The organism is Acinetobacter sp. AS167 (assembly GCF_037152175.1).
Classification (GTDB): domain Bacteria; phylum Pseudomonadota; class Gammaproteobacteria; order Pseudomonadales; family Moraxellaceae; genus Acinetobacter.
Map to the genome: position 1 here is coordinate 365,781 of NZ_JBBCMP010000002.1, position 19,896 is coordinate 385,676.

General features: G+C 39.3%; 17 protein-coding genes. 8 read left to right on the forward strand and 9 right to left on the reverse strand.

Annotation, left to right across the window (positions count from 1 at the left end; translation table 11 throughout):
* Positions 1–19: 19 nt before the first annotated feature.
* The 4 genes from WFN33_RS05030 to WFN33_RS05045 form a co-directional block, all read right to left on the reverse strand.
* Positions 20–850 (reverse strand): alpha/beta fold hydrolase, encoded by an 831-nt coding sequence (locus tag WFN33_RS05030; RefSeq protein WP_336951882.1) that lies wholly within the window; start codon positions 848–850, stop codon positions 20–22.
* Between the two features lie 401 nt (positions 851–1,251).
* Positions 1,252–2,445: an LLM class flavin-dependent oxidoreductase gene (locus WFN33_RS05035; protein WP_151956364.1), complete on the reverse strand. Its 1,194-nt coding sequence runs from the start codon at positions 2,443–2,445 to the stop codon at positions 1,252–1,254.
* A 17-nt stretch (positions 2,446–2,462) separates the two neighbouring features.
* Complete coding sequence (locus WFN33_RS05040) at positions 2,463–4,790, reverse strand: TonB-dependent receptor (RefSeq protein ID WP_336951883.1); 2,328 nt, start codon at positions 4,788–4,790, stop codon at positions 2,463–2,465.
* A gap of 263 nt (positions 4,791–5,053) precedes the next feature.
* Positions 5,054–7,666, reverse strand: coding sequence for a TonB-dependent receptor (locus WFN33_RS05045; protein ID WP_336951884.1), 2,613 nt, complete (start codon positions 7,664–7,666; stop codon positions 5,054–5,056).
* Between the two features lie 283 nt (positions 7,667–7,949).
* Between WFN33_RS05045 and WFN33_RS05050 the strand changes: the two genes are divergently transcribed.
* The gene (locus WFN33_RS05050) at positions 7,950–9,539 is read left to right on the forward strand and encodes an ABC transporter substrate-binding protein (protein ID WP_336951886.1); all 1,590 of its coding nucleotides are present in this window, start codon (positions 7,950–7,952) and stop codon (positions 9,537–9,539) included.
* A 324-nt stretch (positions 9,540–9,863) separates the two neighbouring features.
* Here WFN33_RS05050 and WFN33_RS05055 read toward each other — a convergent pair whose 3' ends face one another.
* From WFN33_RS05055 to WFN33_RS05070, 4 genes are all read right to left on the reverse strand, one after another.
* Positions 9,864–10,268 carry an ExbD/TolR family protein gene (locus tag WFN33_RS05055; RefSeq protein WP_004717481.1) on the reverse strand — a complete coding sequence of 135 codons (405 nt, stop codon included), beginning with the start codon at positions 10,266–10,268 and terminating at the stop codon, positions 9,864–9,866.
* Complete coding sequence (locus WFN33_RS05060; RefSeq protein WP_096734860.1) at positions 10,268–11,008, reverse strand: MotA/TolQ/ExbB proton channel family protein; 741 nt, start codon at positions 11,006–11,008, stop codon at positions 10,268–10,270. Before WFN33_RS05060 ends, WFN33_RS05055 begins: the two co-directional genes overlap by 1 nt.
* A 27-nt stretch (positions 11,009–11,035) precedes the next feature.
* Positions 11,036–11,863 carry an energy transducer TonB gene (locus WFN33_RS05065; RefSeq protein ID WP_224964047.1) on the reverse strand — a complete coding sequence of 276 codons (828 nt, stop codon included), beginning with the start codon at positions 11,861–11,863 and terminating at the stop codon, positions 11,036–11,038.
* 191 nt (positions 11,864–12,054) lie between these two features.
* Complete coding sequence (locus WFN33_RS05070) at positions 12,055–13,188, reverse strand: LLM class flavin-dependent oxidoreductase (RefSeq protein WP_336951888.1); 1,134 nt, start codon at positions 13,186–13,188, stop codon at positions 12,055–12,057.
* A gap of 316 nt (positions 13,189–13,504) precedes the next feature.
* Between WFN33_RS05070 and WFN33_RS05075 the strand changes: the two genes are divergently transcribed.
* From WFN33_RS05075 to tatC, 7 genes are all read left to right on the forward strand, one after another.
* The gene (locus WFN33_RS05075; RefSeq protein WP_336951889.1) at positions 13,505–14,578 is read left to right on the forward strand and encodes an ABC transporter substrate-binding protein; all 1,074 of its coding nucleotides are present in this window, start codon (positions 13,505–13,507) and stop codon (positions 14,576–14,578) included.
* Between the two features lie 3 nt (positions 14,579–14,581).
* Entirely contained in the window at positions 14,582–15,421 is an 840-nt protein-coding gene (locus tag WFN33_RS05080; RefSeq protein WP_315074354.1) for an ABC transporter permease, read from the forward strand.
* On the forward strand, positions 15,421–16,209 hold the full coding sequence (locus tag WFN33_RS05085; protein ID WP_004717492.1) for an ABC transporter permease: 789 nt from the start codon (positions 15,421–15,423) through the stop codon (positions 16,207–16,209). The genes WFN33_RS05080 and WFN33_RS05085 overlap by 1 nt, the downstream gene beginning before the upstream one ends.
* Positions 16,210–16,239: 30 nt before the next feature.
* The gene (locus WFN33_RS05090; RefSeq protein ID WP_336951890.1) at positions 16,240–16,995 is read left to right on the forward strand and encodes an ABC transporter ATP-binding protein; all 756 of its coding nucleotides are present in this window, start codon (positions 16,240–16,242) and stop codon (positions 16,993–16,995) included.
* Positions 16,996–17,091: 96 nt separating this feature from the next.
* Positions 17,092–17,307 carry a Sec-independent protein translocase subunit TatA gene (locus WFN33_RS05095; RefSeq protein ID WP_004823388.1) on the forward strand — a complete coding sequence of 72 codons (216 nt, stop codon included), beginning with the start codon at positions 17,092–17,094 and terminating at the stop codon, positions 17,305–17,307.
* 13 nt (positions 17,308–17,320) lie between these two features.
* Positions 17,321–17,737, forward strand: a complete 417-nt coding sequence (gene tatB, locus WFN33_RS05100) for a Sec-independent protein translocase protein TatB (protein ID WP_336951891.1) — start codon at positions 17,321–17,323, stop codon at positions 17,735–17,737.
* Entirely contained in the window at positions 17,734–18,471 is a 738-nt protein-coding gene (gene tatC / locus WFN33_RS05105; RefSeq protein WP_004717500.1) for a twin-arginine translocase subunit TatC, read from the forward strand. The genes tatB and tatC overlap by 4 nt, the downstream gene beginning before the upstream one ends.
* 42 nt (positions 18,472–18,513) lie before the next feature.
* On the opposite strand, the gene WFN33_RS05110 is transcribed toward tatC, so the two are convergent.
* On the reverse strand, positions 18,514–19,584 hold the full coding sequence (locus tag WFN33_RS05110; protein WP_004717502.1) for a sigma-54 interaction domain-containing protein: 1,071 nt from the start codon (positions 19,582–19,584) through the stop codon (positions 18,514–18,516).
* Between the last annotated feature and the right edge of the window lie 312 nt (positions 19,585–19,896).

Genomic DNA, 19,896 nt, shown 5'->3' on the forward strand with positions numbered 1-19,896 from the left:
TAAATCAAACGACAACTGTTCACTCGCGAATAAACGCCAACAAATCTGGATTAATCACATCTGCATTAATGGTTAACATACCATGTGAATATCCTTTATAGGTTTTTAACCGGCCATTTTGAACCAGTTTGGCAGAAAGTACCCCTGAGTTTTCATAAGGTACAATTTGATCATCATCTCCATGCATGACTAAAACAGGCACTGAGATTTTTTTCAAATCTTCGGTAAAGTCAGTCTGTGAAAATGCAACAATTCCATCATAATGCGCTTTTGCTCCACCCATCATGCCCTGACGCCACCAATTCAATACGATGGGTTCCGAAGGTTGAGCATCTGGTCGGTTAAAGCCATAGAATGGCCCCGCTGGTAGATCATGATAAAACTGAGCACGATTTTTAAAGAGCTGATTCTGTAAGTCATCAAAGACTTCTTTGGCTAAGCCTTGCGGATTTTTTTCCGTTTTCACCATAATTGGAGGTACAGCACTGACCAATACGGCCTTTGATACATTTTCCTCACCATGACGTGCGATGTAGTGAGCAACCTCACCACCACCAGTAGAATGTCCAATATGCACTGCATTTTTAATACCCAAGTGTCTGACCACTTCTGCAACATCATCGGCATAGTGGTCCATATCATGACCATCCCATACTTGACTTGAACGTCCATGTCCGCGACGATCATGTGCAACTACACGAAAACCTTCATTTAAAAAAAACAATAACTGAGAATCCCAGTCGTCTGAGCTTAATGGCCATCCATGATGAAAAAATAATACTGGGGCATCTTTCGGTCCCCAATCTTTATAAAAAATATCAACACCATCTTTTGTCGTAACATATGCCATGTTAATTTCTCCTGTGTATGATTTACACTTTGAATAACTTATTGCTGTTCTCATTAATGTCAATAAATTACAATGTTTGATACGATTCGTATGGACCGTCATTCTATACTAGGATTAAAGTTAACTTTAAGGTCAATGCTTTTGGTGATTTTCTGATAGCAGAAATGTAAATCTATAAAAAATAAAAACACGCAAATATCAGTATTTATCATTGAAAGAAAACAGCTTTATTTTTTATTCAAGATTGTTGAGGCTTTATGTCGTTACATAATTTAAACCATTACAAATTTTCTGTTCAAAGTTTCAACGACAAGCCACAGTATTTTTTATCGGTATAAAAATGAATATAAAAAAGCCAAGACTGGCTTAAAAATCTTGGCTTTAACATCTTGCAATGGAAGTTAGGCGATACGATATTTTGCCTCTTCAGAAATACGCTGTAATGCCTGACGCTGTTTTTTGAAATAAGGTAAAACATGTTCGCCAAGGCGATAAGCTTCTTCTAAATGTGGATAGCCCGCCAAGAAAAACAGATCAATCCCAATACTATTATATTCTTGAATCCGCTCGATAATCTGCGAATAACTTCCCACTAAAGCAACACCGGGTGGAATGCCAATATAGCCAAAGCCTGACCAAACATTGGGATGGATAAAGAAATCATCAACGTTTTTACTGCCTGCTTTTTCACTGTATTCTTTTTCAAAACTCAATACACGCGCCGATCTCAAACCTGCATGAGCAGCAGACGCATGTAAGCGTTGTTTTTCAGCAGCTTCATCCAAATAGCGTTGTGCCTCTGCCAAAGCTTCTTGTTCGCTACGGCGTGCAATCGTATCAATGGATAAGCCAAATTTAATATTATCTCGCCCATATCTTGCAGCACGTTTACGCACATCTGCAATCAATTCGGCAATTTCACTGGGTTTTTCAGCACGCATTAAATAATAATCAGCATGCTTTGCACCAAACTCACGGGCAGCTTCAGATGATCCTGCCGTACAAATGATCGGTAGTTCAGCTTTATTCAAAGGATATTTTAAACCGCCACCTTCTGCAGAATAATATTTGCCCTGGTAATGGAATGATTCGTTATACCAGTACCCTTTCACCACATCTAAAAATTCAGTGGCACGGATATAACGGTCATCGTGCGGGGTAACATCTCCAACTTGGCGCTGAATGACCTCAGAGCCCCCATTGATAATATTCCAGACCAAACGATTCCCAGTCGCGCGCTGATACGTTGCTGCACTTTGTACTGCATTATAAGGACTAAAATGATAAGGCTGGAATGCAGTCACAAAGTTTAAGCGTTTGGTTTCTCTTGCCAATAAGGAACACACTGTCCATGGTTCTTCACCTGTAGGTGCATTCACCATCAGCGCACCTGCAAAACCGTTGATTTCAGCCGCGCGAGCCACTTGGCTAAGATAGTCGATATAGGTAAAGTCATCACCAACTTGGTAGTTTGATGTCGCACCAGTATTCTCTACACCCGCCACACGTGACCAATCACCACGATTCCTTGGATCGCCTGCTAAGTACTCTGCTTCACCGTGTAGTGGTAGACGGGTAAAAAATTCAATTCCCATGAGGTTCTCCGTATAACTTAGAATTTAGCAGTAAGAGAAACACCAACTTGGCGTGGGTTTCCATAAGTTAGAACATATTGTCCAGCGGGTCCATTGGGACGACCATGTACTTGATATTCTTCATTCAATAGGTTTTTAACATAGGCATTGATTTGGTATTTATTATTAGCACTATGGTAGCCAACATTGGCATTCCATAAGGTATATGCTTTTTGGCTTAAGATTGGATCTACCGAATAGTCTTGACGGTTTACGAGGAAAAATTCACGATCACGGTAGCTGGCATCTGTACCTACAACAACACGAGCACCGTCATTGAGATTAAAGGTATATTCTCCCCCCAGACCGACGGTGTATTTTGGCGAACGGACTAGACTGTTGCCTGTATTATCTGCATTAACCACATTGGTTACTGGGTTTTTATCGACGAAATCGGTATATTCGCTGTCAAGATAAGCACCAGCAAAACGTAAACGTAGATTTTCAGTCACTGAATAATCTAACTCTAATTCAGCACCTTTAACTTCAGCTTTTGGTCCATTGGCGAGAACCGAGGTCACACCGCCACCTTGTCCCTCTGTTGCAACCAGTAAATTGGTTTGAATATCTTTATAGTCATAGTAAAAGATATTGGCATTTGCGATTAAATCTCCGTCCAATAACGTAGACTTTAAACCAAGTTCATAACTATTTAAGTATTCAGGATTCACGTCGGCAAGTTGGGTTAAGCTGCTGGATAAACCTGTGTTAAATCCACCTGAGCGGAAACCGCGTGCGAATCTAAAATAAGTATTTAAATTAGGATTAATTTCATATTCTGGGGTGATGTCATAGGTCAACTCATTCCAAGTTTTATTGCGACTTGTTGATCCATTTGCATTTGGAGTTGGGTTATAAACTGCATTGCTATAGCCATCTTTTTTCCACCAGCTGCCTTTTGTATAGTCTCCCGTTGTGATCTGGGTCAGATTGAGATCAATATCTTTTTCTTCACTGGTCCAACGTAAACCACCTGTCACTTTAAATTTATCTGTAAATTTATAAGTACTGTTACCAAAAAGTGCAAAGCTTTGAGTGGCTTGGTTATAGGTTATATCTCTAAATGCTGGCGTAGACGCAGTTTGAGAAGCAGCGCCATTTGGCAATGTTTTATTGACACGTGCACTGACTCCAGTGGAATCTAAATCCTCATTGAAATAATGAAATCCTGCAATCCAACTTAAGCGTTTTTCAGCATCAGAAGCGATACGGAACTCTTGGCTATATTGACGCCATTCATTATCACTATAGCTTCGTGCGACATCATAAGGGGTGTAATCACCATCTGAAATCGACTTTTGTGTGGTCTTATCAAAAGCAGTAATCGAAGTAAAGCTATATCCGCCCCCCAAATCTCCAGTTAAGGTTAATGACGCGCCATCATGCTGAATCTTATTGTTTTCATCTAAATCTAAATTGGTGTCTCGTCCTTTAGGTCTTTCATAAATACCCCAGTATTTACCCACGCTTAAGGAACCATTACTGCCTAAACCATTATAAGTTTGGCTGTGTAGATTGACCAAAGCATCCCATTCATCATTGATTTTGCCTAGCACTTGGAAGCGAAAAGATTTTTTATCCACGTTGCCATAATCTTCACCATTGGCAATATTCTTTGCATATCCGTCACGGTCTTCAGAGTAAAAAGCCCCGCGCACCGCAACATTTTCTGAAATTTTGCCGTTGGCAGCACCTTCAAATGTTCTTAGGTTATGATCCCCTAAACCAATGGTTGCATATCCATTGGGTTTATCTGAAAAATTAGGCTTTTTAGAAATATAATTGACTGCACCCGCAGTGGTGTTTTTCCCATAGAGCGTGCCCTGTGGACCACGTAAAACTTCTATACGCTCTAAATCAAACAAGTCACCTGCACCTGCAACTGGCGCATTTAAGTAAACCCCATCTGCATACACGCCAACAGGAAATACTGTCGATGCAGCCACATCTCCCGTACCTAGACCACGAATATACCAACGTGGACGACTATCCCCATCTGGGTTTTCAGCTGCAGCATTTGGTGTATAGGTTAAAACATCCCCAATAAAAGTAGAACCTTTCGCTGCCAAGTCCTTACCCGAAACAGCAGTAATTGCAGTTGGAACTTTCTGAATATTTTGCGCCCGATATTGTGCAGTAACGATCACATCACTTAATTTTTTGACATCTTTGGCTTTTTCAACCTGTGCTTGTTGTGCTGGTGTAGTCTCGATCTCTTCATTTGCAATAGCCAGTGTTGAAACACTCGCCGTTACGCCCCACATAGCAGTTAAAATACTCTGCCTAATTTTTGTAACCTTAAACATGGTGACTCCATTTAAATAAATCTATTCTTGTTATTGGCAACTTTTGTGCCATTCTATTTATTTAAATATTTTCAAATTGTTATATAAAAAATCATAAAAAAATTATTTATTTTTGCTGATAGATAGACATTTTTAATTGTCGTATTGTTGTTATTTCAACATTTTGCTGTTTTTTATTTTTAATGATATCTACTAAGAATAAATTTATAAAAAAGCCATACAAAAGTATGGCTAATGCAATCAAAAATAAAAATCTGTTTAATTTAGAATTTATAGCTAAATTGTCCTTGTACCGTCAATGGACGCATTGGCTGTAAAAACTCGCTATTTGCACCAGCTAAACCATTTACGAAATTACGCTCATTGGTCAAATTAAGAATATTTAAGCCCACTGTCCACTGCGGTTGACGATAATAAAGTCCCAAATCTAAATTATAATTATTGGGTACCTTTACGGTCTGACTTAAATTGGTATACCAGTTACTTGTCCACCAGCCCGATAAGTTTAGCCCAAAACCTGACTGGTGCTGATAGTCCACATAAGCACTTGCAGAATATTTAGGAATGCCTGCTGCATCATAACGTCCAGCTTTGCGTTGGTTTAAAGCATTGCTATCGCCCCATACCGTCGCATTGTCTGCATGGAAACCAAAAGGTGAAAAACCAGCCGGAATAATGGAAGAATATTCAGCATTGAGATAGGTTAAGTTTGCCCCGATCGCGATATTTTTTTGTAGCTGCCAACGTAATGATGATTCAAGGCCTTTAATTTCAAAACGCGCCATATTGCCATTGGTATCAGGTGATAAATCGCGCTTCTGTTCAAAACCACTGAGCGTTAACAGAAGTTGATCAGTGATCGGCTCGTATTTCACTCCCACTTCTTTTAATTCACTTTGGCTGTCAAAAGCCAAAGGATTTAGCTGATTTCCAGCGCCCCAAATTAAAAATGGACCAAATACACCCGTATTCAAAGCTGTACTTTTATCATAAGTAAAATATAGGGTACTTTTTTCAGTAGGTTTAATAAAGGTACTGGCTTGATAGCTGAGTAAACTGTATTTATTGGAATCTGAGCGGACATCTGTAGGGACTAAAACCAGTGGATTCTCTAATTTTGCTTTTATAGAACTGTGGTTAATTCCCAGATTAATCCCAAAAACATCATTAAAGGTAAAATTTTGCTGTGTAAATACGCTGTAAGTGTCCCAAAAGCCTGTTCCTGTATAAACTGCTCCACCTCCATTGGGAGGAAAACCGCCTTTTTCAGCATATAAGCCATGACCCACAGGGTACATTCGAGGTAGATTTAAATAGCCAAAATACTGCGAATACTGTGGAACACCAGCCTGCCCAATCCAGCTTCCAGTCGAACCACCATGATTGACCAACCCCAATAAATCTCCAGGGTTTTTCTGTGATGGATCATTGGTTAAATCATAAGGATTGATATTAAAACTATTGTTTGCTGCGAGAGAGGTAAATTTCTCATGCCGATAAGCGCCACCTGTACTGCTTTTATTGTTGATTTTGACACCCAATAGCTCAAAGTCATGATCGCCTAAAAACTCTAAGCGGTTATCCAATAATTCATGGTCCAAATCGGTAAAGAAACTCCCAACAGAATCACCCAAATCACGACTCTTTTGATATAGCGTACTATTGGCCACAGACCAATTTTCATTGATATCTTTGACCAGTTTAAATTGTGTACTAAAGCGCTTTGCACTGTTTTTATCTTCGCTCCGACCAGAAACATCATCATCTAATTTGACTAAGCCATTGCCTGCAATTGATGGATCATAGACCCAGCCTCGAATTGTACCCGCTTGATCAGCAGTAGAACTTGGCAAAGGAGAAGTCTGTACTGGACCTACAGCAATATATTGATTTTTGTCATTCTTCTGCCGAGTTTGCCAACCAATCACTTTAGAGTGAGCTGCACCAGACTCAAAGACTGGAGACCAAAAGTTTGAACCGTTTTGAATAATCGGGGTCGCTCTGCCTTTATAGTAAAGCCCTTGATCAACGGATTGTTGTGTCGCTCTGTTCCAACCATGCGTCACATTAAAATCTGAATAATCGTCATAACTGATATTCCAGTCAACCCGCAGACTGTCATCTGGACGCCAAGCCAAAGCACCATAAAATGCATTAAAATTATTTTTTACATTGTCATAATAGTCATCTGTTCGTTGTGCTGTTGCACTGACACGAAATGCCAATTCTTTAGAAATAGGTGCAGTATGATCAATACTGACTGAGAAATTAGGCTCAGCACCTTGCCCTGCATAAATTGAACCCACTGATCCCGAAATCGTAGTTTGTGCTTTATTAAAATTCGGTTTTTTGGTGAGATAATTAATATATCCCCCTGAACCTGAGGTCGGTGCAAAAATTACTCCCGTTGGTCCCGCAACAATATCAGCAGCTTCATAGGCATTTAAATTGGTCGGATGTCGGGTACTGTATATTCGTTGGCTATCTTGAAAAACTTCGGAGTTTTGACCTCGTATTTGTGGCGCGAAATTGGCATTTTGCCCACCTCCTCTGGTGATACTTGGAGCATACTTAACCAAATCATCTGCACTACGAATAACATCTTCACGAAACTGTTGTTCTGATACTTGTGAAACGACACGTGGGGTATCTAGCACAGAACTATCCGTTCCATAAATCGAAGTGACTTTACGCTTGGGAAGAATGGTGGCTTTTTTATTTGCCCCTGTCACCACAACATCAGCTAAGGTAATTACATCACCATCAGAATCCTTGGCTTGCTCTAAGGTTTCTTCAGCAAAAATAGCGCATGGAAAAATTGCCCCAAATAGCCCTAGCGCAATCACCAGTGGCTGTAATTGAAAGTTCTGTTTCATATCACACTCAGTAAAATAAATTTACACTGCGTTACGCAAAGCCTATGCCAATCTTTAAATAGGCAAAACTCAAATATAAGACATTGATTTTTATTAATTTTAAATAGCCTTCATTGATATACAACTTTTATGCATGTTTATTTTTTCAACAGAAATGCTGAAAAAGCAACAGTGACAAAAAACACAATGCTTATAATTAATTGATAAATATTAGAAAAATATAAAAAAGAATTGGCATTCATTGTGCAATCTCCTCTGGATACGTTCTAACTGAGTATTTTTAATGACACATGAAACCTTGTTACTCTCACGTCGAAAATTTTTAACCCAGAGTCTTACTGCGCTCGGTGGCGTTTCTTTAATCAGTGGTTTATCTGCTTGTGGACAATCTCCACAACCTAGCGCTGACTCCCAAAGTTCACTTTCCAGTACCCCTAAGCATGGTGGAACAATTCGATTAGGGCTGATTGGTGGACAACAATCAGGTAGCCTTGACCCTCACCTTTCAGCTTCAGGAAGTGGGATTACCCGTGGATTTGCGATTTATAATAAGCTCTGGGAATGGGACGAAAACATGCTTCCTCGTCTTGCTTTGGCTGAATTTGCAGAACCTAATCATAATGCCAGCGAATGGACCATACGACTGCGTAAAGGTTTAGAATTTCATCATGCTAAAACCGTCAGCGCAGATGATGTCATTTTTTCATTGCAACGTTTAACAGATCCAAAGCTTGCCTCACCTTTTCGGAATCTTGTGCAATGGATTGATCGTGATCGTATCCAAAAATTAGATCAATATACGGTACGCATCCCTTTTATTAGTTCAATTGCTGGCTTTGTGGCGCTGCCTGAAACTTGGGTCAATTTTGGTGGTATTGTCCCCACTGATTTTGATCCCATTCATAACCCTGTGGGCGCAGGTCCTTATAAAGTCAAAGAATTTATCCCCGGTCAACGTTCAGTCTTTACTCGGTTTGAAAACTATTTTAAAGCAGATCGGCCTTATGCAGATCGTTTTGAAGTCATTGACTTTAAAGATCAAGTTTCTCGACTAAATGCATTATTGGCAGGACAAATTGATCTTGCAAATGCGATTTCACCTGAATACATTAAAATTTTAGAGCAAGCAAAACATATTCAAACGGTTCGTTCTCAAACCAATACCCACAATAGTTTTGACTTTAATACTCAACAGGCACCATTTAATGATCCCAAAGTCCGCCAAGCATTTCGTTTAATCGCCGACCGTCAAGAGCTGATACAACGGGGTTTAAACGGTCAGGGACGCATCGCCAATGATCTATATTCTCCACAGGATCCAGCATTTCTAAATTTGCCACAACGTCAACAAGACATTACGGAAGCCAAGAATTTATTGGCTCAAGCGGGCTTTAAAGATGGCTTAAGCGTTGAACTGATTACCCCCGTTGGGAACGCCCAACCTGCCCTGATATTTGCAGAACAAGCAAAGAAAGCCAATGTCAGTATTCGGGTCAAACAAGTTGATTTAGCTACCTTTAATGGACCTGATCGAAGTAAATGGCAATTCTCCAGTAATGCAACCAACGTGGGTACACCCTATTTATCCACTGCTGTAGTGAATGATGCGCCAATTTCAACAACCAATCGTGTCAACTTTAAAGACCCAGAATATAGTGAGCTGTTTTATAAAGCACTGGCTGAACCCGATTTAGCCAAGCGTAAAGTGTATTTGGCTCAGGCACAAAAAATTCAACATGAACGCGGTGGAATGCTGATTTGGGGTTTTAGCCATAGCATAGATGCTGCATCGAAACAGATCGGAGGATTAGCGGCAGAACACACTATTTTCCCAACGTGGCGTTTTGAGAAATTATGGACCGATCAAGCCTAAAATAAAATTTGCAGAGCCTTAACACCAGCAAGCATCTGCTGTAGTCAGCGATCTTCTGACTTTTCAAGGACGAAAAGTCAATCCAGTATGGGGCTCTGATGATGCATCCCGACTATTGCTACCCAACACAACGACCTTAATGTTGCTGATCAAAATCGTGAATAACACATTCATTTTGTACATATTCAGTTTATAAAAATCAGGCTTATATAAATCATGCTTATACAAAGCAACAAAATTTGAACGCTGTTTTTATTTTAACTACTCATATCTTTAGGCACTAAAAAAGCTGCCGTAGCAGCTATTTCATTCAGCATCCAAAGACTACTTGGGTACGGTAATCACGGATAATTTTTCTACCCCTACTCGCTCAATACTGGCAAGTAATTTTGCAACTGTTCCATAAGGAATGGTCTCATCGGCATTTAAATTCAAAGCCAATTTAGGGTTACTGTTTTTACGTGACTGAATCTCTTTTTCAAAACTTGCCAAAGTTACTTTATCCTTGTCAAGGAAGATTTCTCCTTGCGGATTAACACTAATGACAACCGCTTTATTCTGATCCGTTGACTGCGTCGGTGCAGCCTTGGGTAAATTTACTTTCACGGTATTGGTTAACAGGGGTGCTGTAACGATAAACACGATGAGTAAAACCAGCATTACATCAACCAATGGCGTAATGTTAATTTCACTCACCACATCATCTTCTTGGGAGGTTGAAACGGCCATTATGCAAACACTCCTTTTTCTTTGACTTCTTTACTGGATGCATCATGATTGACTACAGTATTTCCAGTGGTATTTTTTGGCTTAGCGACAGGTAATTGAAAACCTGCTTTTTGATTTAAACTGACAAAATCAGTAGCAAAATCATCGAGGTCTGCACCGATGGTTTTAACTTTACGTATGAAATAGTTGTAAGCCAACACAGCGGGTACCGCCACAGCAATACCAATACCTGTAGCAATCAAGGCCTCACCAATTGGCCCTGCAACCACATCCATACTTGCATTACCTGAATGTGCAATGGCCTGTAAAGCATGAATAATCCCAAACACGGTTCCAAATAGTCCAATGAACGGTGCGTTATTACCAATCGAAGCCAATAATGCAGAACCTTTTTCCAATTGACGACGTTCAGTTAAAATTTGCTTGCGTAAATGACGCTCTAATAAATCCTGACGACTCCAACTGTTTTGCAAATCTTGATGAGTCTTTTCATCTGCCTCAATCAAGGTTTGAAAACCTGCATTTGCAACACGGGCTGTAGGGCCTTCACCTTGTTGTGATTGAGTCACTGCCTCAGGCAAATTTTTGGCTTTCCAAAAGGCTTCGACAAAAACCTTACTTTGCTTGCTGGCTTTCTGTGTCTGTACCACTTTAACCACGATCAACACCCATGTGACGATGGAGAAAGCAACCAATAACCAGATTGTGCCGTCATGGATTAATGAATTTATGTCTGTCATGTAGATATCCTCTTAATTTAAAATAGTTTATTTCGGTAATTGATAATGAATTGGAACATCAACCCAACCTTCGACAGGTGTTTTACCTTTTAAGGCCGGTGAAAATTTCCATTGCTTTACTGTTCTTACAGCCGCGCTGTCTAAAAGTTTTTTGCCGCTACTTTGTTTAACCGTTACGCTATCTGGGCTACCGTTTGGCAATACTTTGACCCTTAAAATCACCGAGCCTTCCCAACCACGTTCTAAGGCCTGTTCAGGGTACTCTGCTGCAGGGTTGCTTAGATAACCTGCATACCCCTTGGCTTCTGTCACAGGTAAATTGTCATCAGCAGGCTTCACTGGTTCTGCTGTTTTTGGAGCAGGTTCAGCGCTCAGTTTTTTGCTTACAACAGGTTCCTCAGTTTTTTGAACTGTGTCTTGCGCAATGGGTTTTACAATCGGTTTGGCTTGCTCCACAGTTTTTTGAACAGGTTTCGGCTGTTCAATAGGTTTCGCAATCGGTTTTGGTTTTTCGACCACAGGCGGAATTTTGGGTTTTTGCGTCACTGGTGGAATTTTAGGTTCAATGACTTTAGGTGGTTCCACTGGTTTGACAATTTCAATCACCACGGGTTCTGGCTTTGCAATGTCCAAAGCTGGTGTCGGTAATTGTTTTGCGATATACCAAATACCCAAATGTGCTGCAGCAACCGCAATGATCGCGATCCACAATTTATTCAATTTTGCTGGAGGTGATTGACTCACATCCAAATGATGTCGTGTAAATGGGTCTGATATGCCAGTTGCAGTTGAAGCAGATGCATATTGCCCAAATAGCAACGCCCGCTGATGGGGATTAAATATTCGTTCACTCATGGCAATTTAAACTAAAAAATAAAATACTGTATTGAAAATTGCACAAGTCATGCCAACAATATAAGCTACTAATTTTTATAAATTTAATTAAAAACGCTCTTTGACTTTTCAACAAAGCTGTTGGTTTTAAGACAGTTCTATGCTGTTGAAACAACAAGATCCCTCTAATATCTCAAAGGGATCTAAACTTATTATTTTAATTTATATCCAACCAAGGGTAAGACTTCTTCAGCAACCCGATATGCTTCTTCCAAATGTGGGTTACTGGCGAGAATAAAATGCCCAACGCCAATGTCGATATATTCTTGTAAGCGTTTTGCTACTTGTTCATAGCTCCCCACTAAAATACAGTTTGGCCCGCCCCTTACGTTTGACATACCTGCCCAAACATTTGGACTGACAAATAAGTCTTCAAAACGATTGCCTTGTGCTAAGGCCTGCTGACGTTTTGCACCAACCGACTCAGTATCTTTACGTTCAAATGCATTGCCATCAACAGCAATGGTTTCATACATCTGTTTAAGCTCTTGAAATGCTTGTTCCTGTGTGGGGCGTGCCAAAATATCAATACGCATACCAAACTTTACCTTATGGTCTGGGGTATTTTGTGCAAGAAAGGTTCGCGCCTGTTCAATCACTTTTTTTTGCTCTTCAACGGTTTCACCCCAAGTTAAATGGATATCGGCATGCTGACCTGCAACTTGCAGTGCCGCTGGACTTGCTCCCGCTAACCACAAACGAGGAACGTCATATTGATTCATTGGGTATTTCAAACCACCTTGTTCAACATGGAAAAACTTTCCATCATAGTCAAAAGGTGCCTGATGCGAATACCCTTTTACAAACTCTAAAAATTCATTGGTTCGCGCATAGCGCTGATCATGTTCAATAAAATCACCATAGGCACGTTGCTGTGCCCCACCGCCACCTGAAATCACGTTCCATTCGACCCGTCCCTGACTGAGACGTTGCAAACTTGCTGCCATTTGGCTTGCGTATGCAGGATGAATAAACCAAGGTTGAATCGCAATCAATAGTCGGAGTCTTTTGGTTTCTCTTGCCAATGCCGATGCCAGCACCCACGGTTCTTCAGTATGTGGAAAAGCAGGAATCAATGCGCCGTGAAAACCCACGATATCTGCGGCTTTTGCTACCTGTTGTACATAATCATAGTAGGCAAACAATTCATCTTGATGTTGAGGTGCCACACGTTGAGGGGATTGTACTGCTGGGCCCAACTGGTTCCATTCACCTCGTGTATGTAACTGATGTGCTCGACGACCATCCCCATGTACAGGGATTCTCCATAAAAATTCAACAGACATAATACTTCTCAATAATTTAAAGGTTTTACACGCTATCGTGAGTGATACAACTCATGAGCAGAAACCATGCCGTTTTTTATGCAATATTGAATTCATCTATATTGTTGTTTTATCTAAATATTATAAAAACCCAGCTAAACATGGTGTTGAAATTTCAACACTTATCCATCCAATACTGTCGGTTTCACAACATAACCTGTTTAATCCATTCAAATAGCACCAATCATAAAAACATAACAAACTGATTTATATAAAATAATTATTTTGGCTTGGTTCTTGCTCTATCCCCCTTATATTTCTAGATTTTTATGATGATATGCGTATTTTTTCTGGTCTTTTTTTAAGTTTTAGTCTTTTAGGATTGGTTGCTTGTGGCGTACAAAAAACCGAAGATCCAAACCAAAGTAAAACCAGTCAACAACAGCTTCGTATTGCGGTTGTGGCCAATGGAACTTCTGGCGGTCTGGACTTTATTGGTGTACCACAACTTATTGCACAGGACCCCATTTTTCTAAAAGCATTAAAGCAGAAAAATATTGAATTAAAGTGGGAACCTGTAACCACTGCGGCTGTGGCCACCTTAGTCAATGAAAGCTTTATCAACAATAAAATTGATTTTGCTTTTTATGGCAATCTTCCTGCGGTAGTACTCAATGCCACTGGTGTTAGAACACAAATTGTCGTCCCTGGCGGAGTCGGTAATAATGTTTATTTGGTGGTTCCAGCGGATTCACCCATCAAAACCATTGAGGACCTCAAAGGTAAAAAGATTGCCTTACATCGTGGTCGTCCTTGGGAAATTAATTTTGCTCAATTGATACAGAGCAAAGGTTTAAAGCTTAAAGATTTTCAAATCATCAATCTCAATCCACAGGCGGGAGCTGCTGCTTTATCCGCTAAAAGCGTCGATGCATTTTTTACCTTAAGTGATGCGCTCACTTTACAAGATCGCCATCTTGGCAAAATTATTTGGTCATCGCAAAGTCTACCCGCTGACTGGAAAATGCGTGCTGAACTATGGGGACGCAAGACTTATCTGGATCAACATCCAGACACAACCCAACTGCTTGCTGATGCGACAGTACGGGCAATGCAGTGGATTTCACAGCATCAAGATGAATTCCAACAAAGCCAAACCAAATTTGGTCAGCCTCTAAGTGTGATTCAACGCGAAAGTCAAAATACCAGCAGTAACTGGCAACAAGATTGGTCACCTGAGTACCAAGTGGATTTTCTTAAACAGCATTATGCAAAAGTCATCGACCATGCTGTAAAAAACCAATTGATTCAAACGCCAATCAAAGCTGAAGAGTTGCTCAATGCTCAGTTTACCAGTCAAGCCATTCAAAATTTACAACCACTTGATATTCAACATAAGCAAGGAAACTAGGTTATGAAAATCCTCGTAAATCCGCTTATCGAAAAAAAAATCGTGGCGATCAAAGCACCATTATGGAGGCGATTGTCTTCTGAGCAGGTCTATCGCTTGCTCTCATTCCTTTCACCCATCTTGGCGTTACTGGTTTGGCAATTGATTAGCTATTTACAGATTTTTCCAACCCAAATTTTAGTACCACCTATAACGGTATGGCAGACATTTCTTGCCTTGTTGCAAAGTGGTGAACTCCAACTGCATTTAAAAGATAGCCTTTCTCGACTGCTGATGGGTTTTTCAATTGCGGCCACCTGTGCGATTTTGTTTGGCATTGCCTATGCATCTCTCAGCTCTTTCCGAAATTACACCTATATTTTGTTCAATATCCTTTATCAAATTCCAATCTTTGTGCTTATTCCTATTTTTATTTTGGTTTTTGGCATTGGTGAACTATTTAAAATTTTACTGATTATTAAAGCCTGTTTTTTTCCAATCGCACTCACAACAGCGGATGCTGTTAGAAATATTCCTAAAAAATATATTGAATTGGGCCAGATCTACAAACTAAAAACTCCAGCATGGTTGAGATACATCATCATCCCTTGCATCCTCCCACCATTAATCGGTGGACTGCGGATTGCTCTAGGTCGTGCCTGGTTGATTTTGGTGGCCGTTGAATTACTTGCTGCAGGCACTGGCATTGGTCAAATGATGGAGCTCGGACGACAAATGTTACGTTTAGACGTTGTCATGGTCGGAGTTTTTATTACAGGAATCATTGGTTTTGCTTTAGATAAAACTTTACGTCAGCTCGAACAATATCTTGTATCACCTGCATTGAGTTCAAGGGGGAAATAATGTCACAGCATCCACTGAACTTAAAAAGTGCTTTTGCGCAACCACTGATCTTGATCAAAGGTCTGCTGCTCCCGCTCCTTTTACTGGCTTTATGGCAATACAATTCAAGTTTAGGCGCCAGTCATGCCTATGCATTTGTGCCTTTACAGAAGGTGTATTTTGCTTTTATTCAGCTGCTTGAAACAGGTGAATTATGGTTAAACACATGGGGAAGTCTTAAAAAAGCTGGACTGGGGTTTTTACTTGGCTCGACAACAGGGCTACTACTCGGTGCCTTACTTGCCTATTCAAAAATTTTAAATGCCTTGGTTTCACCATTATTTAATAGCATTCGCCAAGTACCCTTACTTGGTTTAACCCCATTGATTGCACTGTGGTTTGGCAATGGTGAGCAGGCAAAAATCTTTATTATTGCGCTTGCTTCTTTTTTCCCGATGGTGATTAACAGCTTTCAAGGGCTAAGTCATTATGATCAGAAATACAGTGAAGTCGCTCGTATTTACAAATTATCTTTTTGGCAGGAATTTAAAAAAATCCGTTTCCCTCAAGCTCTCCCATATATTTTAACAGGGTTGAATTTAGCGGTGCCTTTTACATGGATTACCACAACTGCCAGTGAGCTGTTATTCAATGCTGGTGCAGGCTTAGGCAATTTAATGATGAAAGCTGAAATCAATGCCGAAATGGATATTTTGTTGGTGTGTGCAATCACGGTCACCCTCAGCGGTATTGGCATGACGCTTTGCATTCACTTGATTTCTAAACGACTACTGCAATGGCGTGTTTAACTGAATCACCCATCTTCTCAGGATATTGATATGAGCTTTTCCTTACTCTCGATTAAAAAACTCAATAAATCATTTTATCGAGACCAACACACTTTCACCGTATTAGATGGTATTCATCTCGATATTCAACAAGGAGAATTTATTTCTATTGTCGGAAGCAGTGGCTGTGGTAAATCGACCTTGTTGCGCTTAATTGCAGGATTAGATAAAGACTATCAAGGTGAGATTTTACTGAATCAAACACCAATACAAGGGACAGATTTAAAACGAGGTTTAATTTTTCAGGAGCACCGTCTATTGCCTTGGCTCAGTGTTTCCGAAAATATTCATTTAGCGCTCGAAGAAACCGACTTAAGCCGTGCCGAAAAAAATGCCCGTGTGGCAGAACATCTTACAATGGTGGGTTTAAAAGGTTTTGAAAATGCTTATCCACATGAGCTATCGGGGGGTATGGCGCAGCGGGTAGCGATTGCACGAGGCTTGGTTAATCAGCCTGATATTTTACTTTTAGATGAACCCTTTGGTGCTTTAGATGCAATTACACGTAGCCATCTGCAAACTGAATTACAACGTATTTGGCAAGATCAAAAGATCACCATGATTCTAGTTACACATGATATAGAAGAAGCAGTTTATCTGGGTGATCGCGTGATCGTAATGTCTGCTCGACCAGGAAAAATTAAAGAAATCATTCAAGTTCCTTTGATCCATCCAAGACATAAAGACAGCGAATTATTATTTAACTATCGTAATCAAGCACTCAATATGCTGGACCATAGCGCATAATGAAATCGAATATTCATCGATATAAATATTATTTAGAAAATATATTCAAGCATGATATTTATATCAACAAGTTTTAAATTATTAAGGAAATATGAAATGGGTTTATCAATTTGGCATATATTATTATTTGCCGTGATCGTTATTTTATTATTTGGTACATCAAAACTTAAAAACTTAGGTAAGGATTTAGGTGGTGCAATTAAAGATTTTAAAGACTCGGTTCATTCTGATGATCAAAAACTGTCTGAAACAAATCAGCCTAAAGAAATCCATCATCTCGATTTAAATAAAGAAAAAAACACTAACCGGTGAGTACTAAATCATTATGTTCAATATCAGTTTTGGTGAACTCTTGGCTTTTGCTGTTATTGCACTGATTATATTGGGACCTGAAAAGCTCCCTCAAACATTAAGGGTGGGATTACTTAAATATAGAGCCCTTAAAAATAATCTTAACAAAATCCAGCTAGAGTTAGAAAATGAACTGGAATTGCTTGAACTAAAAAGGATCATGCAAGAAGAGCTGCTCAAAATAAAACAAAACGAAGAGCTGCTCAAACAGCAGCTTGCACAAATGCAACACGAAATCCAAAGTGTACATAGCGATGTTGCTATAGCACATCAAGCGCCCCCTTATCCCACACATGATTATGTTTATCAAATCTCTGCGCGTGAATTAAAAGTACCCTTTTTAATTTACACAACATCATCCAATATCTTGCGTGAGGATCAAGCTGCATGACCGAACAAATACTCAGTGAAACACTCACTGAAATGAAATATAGCGAACATTTAAAAGAGCTTAGAAAGCGTTTGATCTATAGCATTGCTACAGTCTTAACTATTTTTTTACTATTATTGCCCCTTGCACAACACAATTATCATTTTTTGGCTCAACCCTTAATATCCCGATTGCCTAAAAATTCAACCATGATAGCTACAGATGTGATGAGTACATTTTTAGCGCCCTTTAAACTCAATATTTATTTTGCAATTTTATTGGCGATTCCCTTTATTCTTTATCAATTCTGGCGCTTTATTGCACCTGCTCTATATCAAAGTGAAAGAAAATTTGGCGTGGCGCTTGTACTCTCCAGCATCGGTTTATTTTATCTTGGCCTATTATTTGCCTATTATTTGATTCTGCCTTTGGCGTTAAACTTCTTTGTCTTAGCTTCACCAGATAATGTTTTACCGATGACTGATATCAACAGTTATCTTGATTTCTGTCTCAAGCTTTTTCTGGCTTTTGGTATCGCCTTTCAAATCCCTGTACTCACCTATATTCTTATTTTTATTGGTATTCTTTCTATTCAACAATTGGAACATTACCGTAAACACATCATTGTTTTGTTTTTCTTTATCGCAATGTTTATTACACCCCCTGATATTTTTAGCATGCTTGCACTGGCAGTACCAATGTGGCTTTTGTTTGAACTGGGTTTATGGATCACAAAAATGACCAGCCCAAAATAAAACATCCATGGGTAAAATGGATGTTTCTATTGCACAGCCCAATTAAACAATTTCATTTTTATTTGGTAATAAATTATATCTTGATAACAAATTACGTAAAACATTGCGCGACAGTCCTAACATTTTTGCAGTCTTAACCTGATTATTCCAGCAACTTGAAAAAGCGGTATTGACGATTTTATCTTCAATGATGTGCCATGCTTCACCATCATATTCTTGAAATAAACGCTTGAGTACATCCTCAAACTCTTGAATCAAATCATTATCTGGTAAAACGCTTGAGCCACCCTCCTCTGAAAACCTTAAATGTTCAATATCAATGGTTTTGCCACCACTGATAAGCAGTGCATAATGGATATTATTTTCAAGCTCACGGATATTTCCCGGCCAACTATAGTTGAGCAGCGCATTTCTGGCGCGATCACTGATGTTGGGTTTCGGCGTAATCATCTTTTGCGAATAGGAGTTTAAGAAAAAATCCACCAAAGGCAAAATGTCACCCTTACGCTCTCGCAATGGTAAAATATTTAGCACAACCACATTTAGGCGATAGTATAAATCTAAACGGAATTTATTTTCCGCGACAGCTTTACGCAAATCAACATGTGTACCAGACAAGATGCGTACATTAATCGGGATCGGTTTACGTCCACCGACCCGAACAACTTCCTTTTCTTGCAATACACGTAACAGTTTTACTTGCAAAGACAACGGCAACTCACCCACTTCATCCAAGAACAAAGTTCCGCCGTCGGCTGTTTCAAAAATACCAGGGCGTGTCTTATGCGCACCCGTAAATGCACCTGCTTCATAACCAAACAATTCAGATTCTGCAAGTGTTTCAACTAAAGCACCACAATTGACAGCAAGAAACGGCTTATTTTGGCGATCACTTTTCAAATGAATTTCACGTGCGATTAATTCTTTACCTGTACCTGATTCACCTTGGATGATCACACTGGCAGAACTTGGTGCAATGGTTTCAACTTGGCTTAATAGCTTACGAGAGTTTTGATCAGAAAATATAATCGCTTTTGCTCTTATTGGCTTAATTGGCACACCATTATCAGGCAAGGTAATTACTTTATAATCATTATCCAAATAGGATTTCATAATTAACCCTTTAAATAGCTGAGGAGGATATTAAAATAGAATAGTACAATTCTATTACAAAGCTGATAAATAATAATTACAGATATTTAATCCTAAATTTATATATTGAATGATTTAATAGGCGTTTTTGCTTATGCATTTATAATCAATATATTTCTATTTTTATGCAATGTTGCTTTTTAAACAATATGTCTGTCAATTGATCATATATAAACAGCTTACAATAATATTTTTGAAAAAATTATATATTTTATCTCCCCTCACTATTTGGCATCTATTTTGCTCTTTTATTTAAAATTTACAGCATAGGTT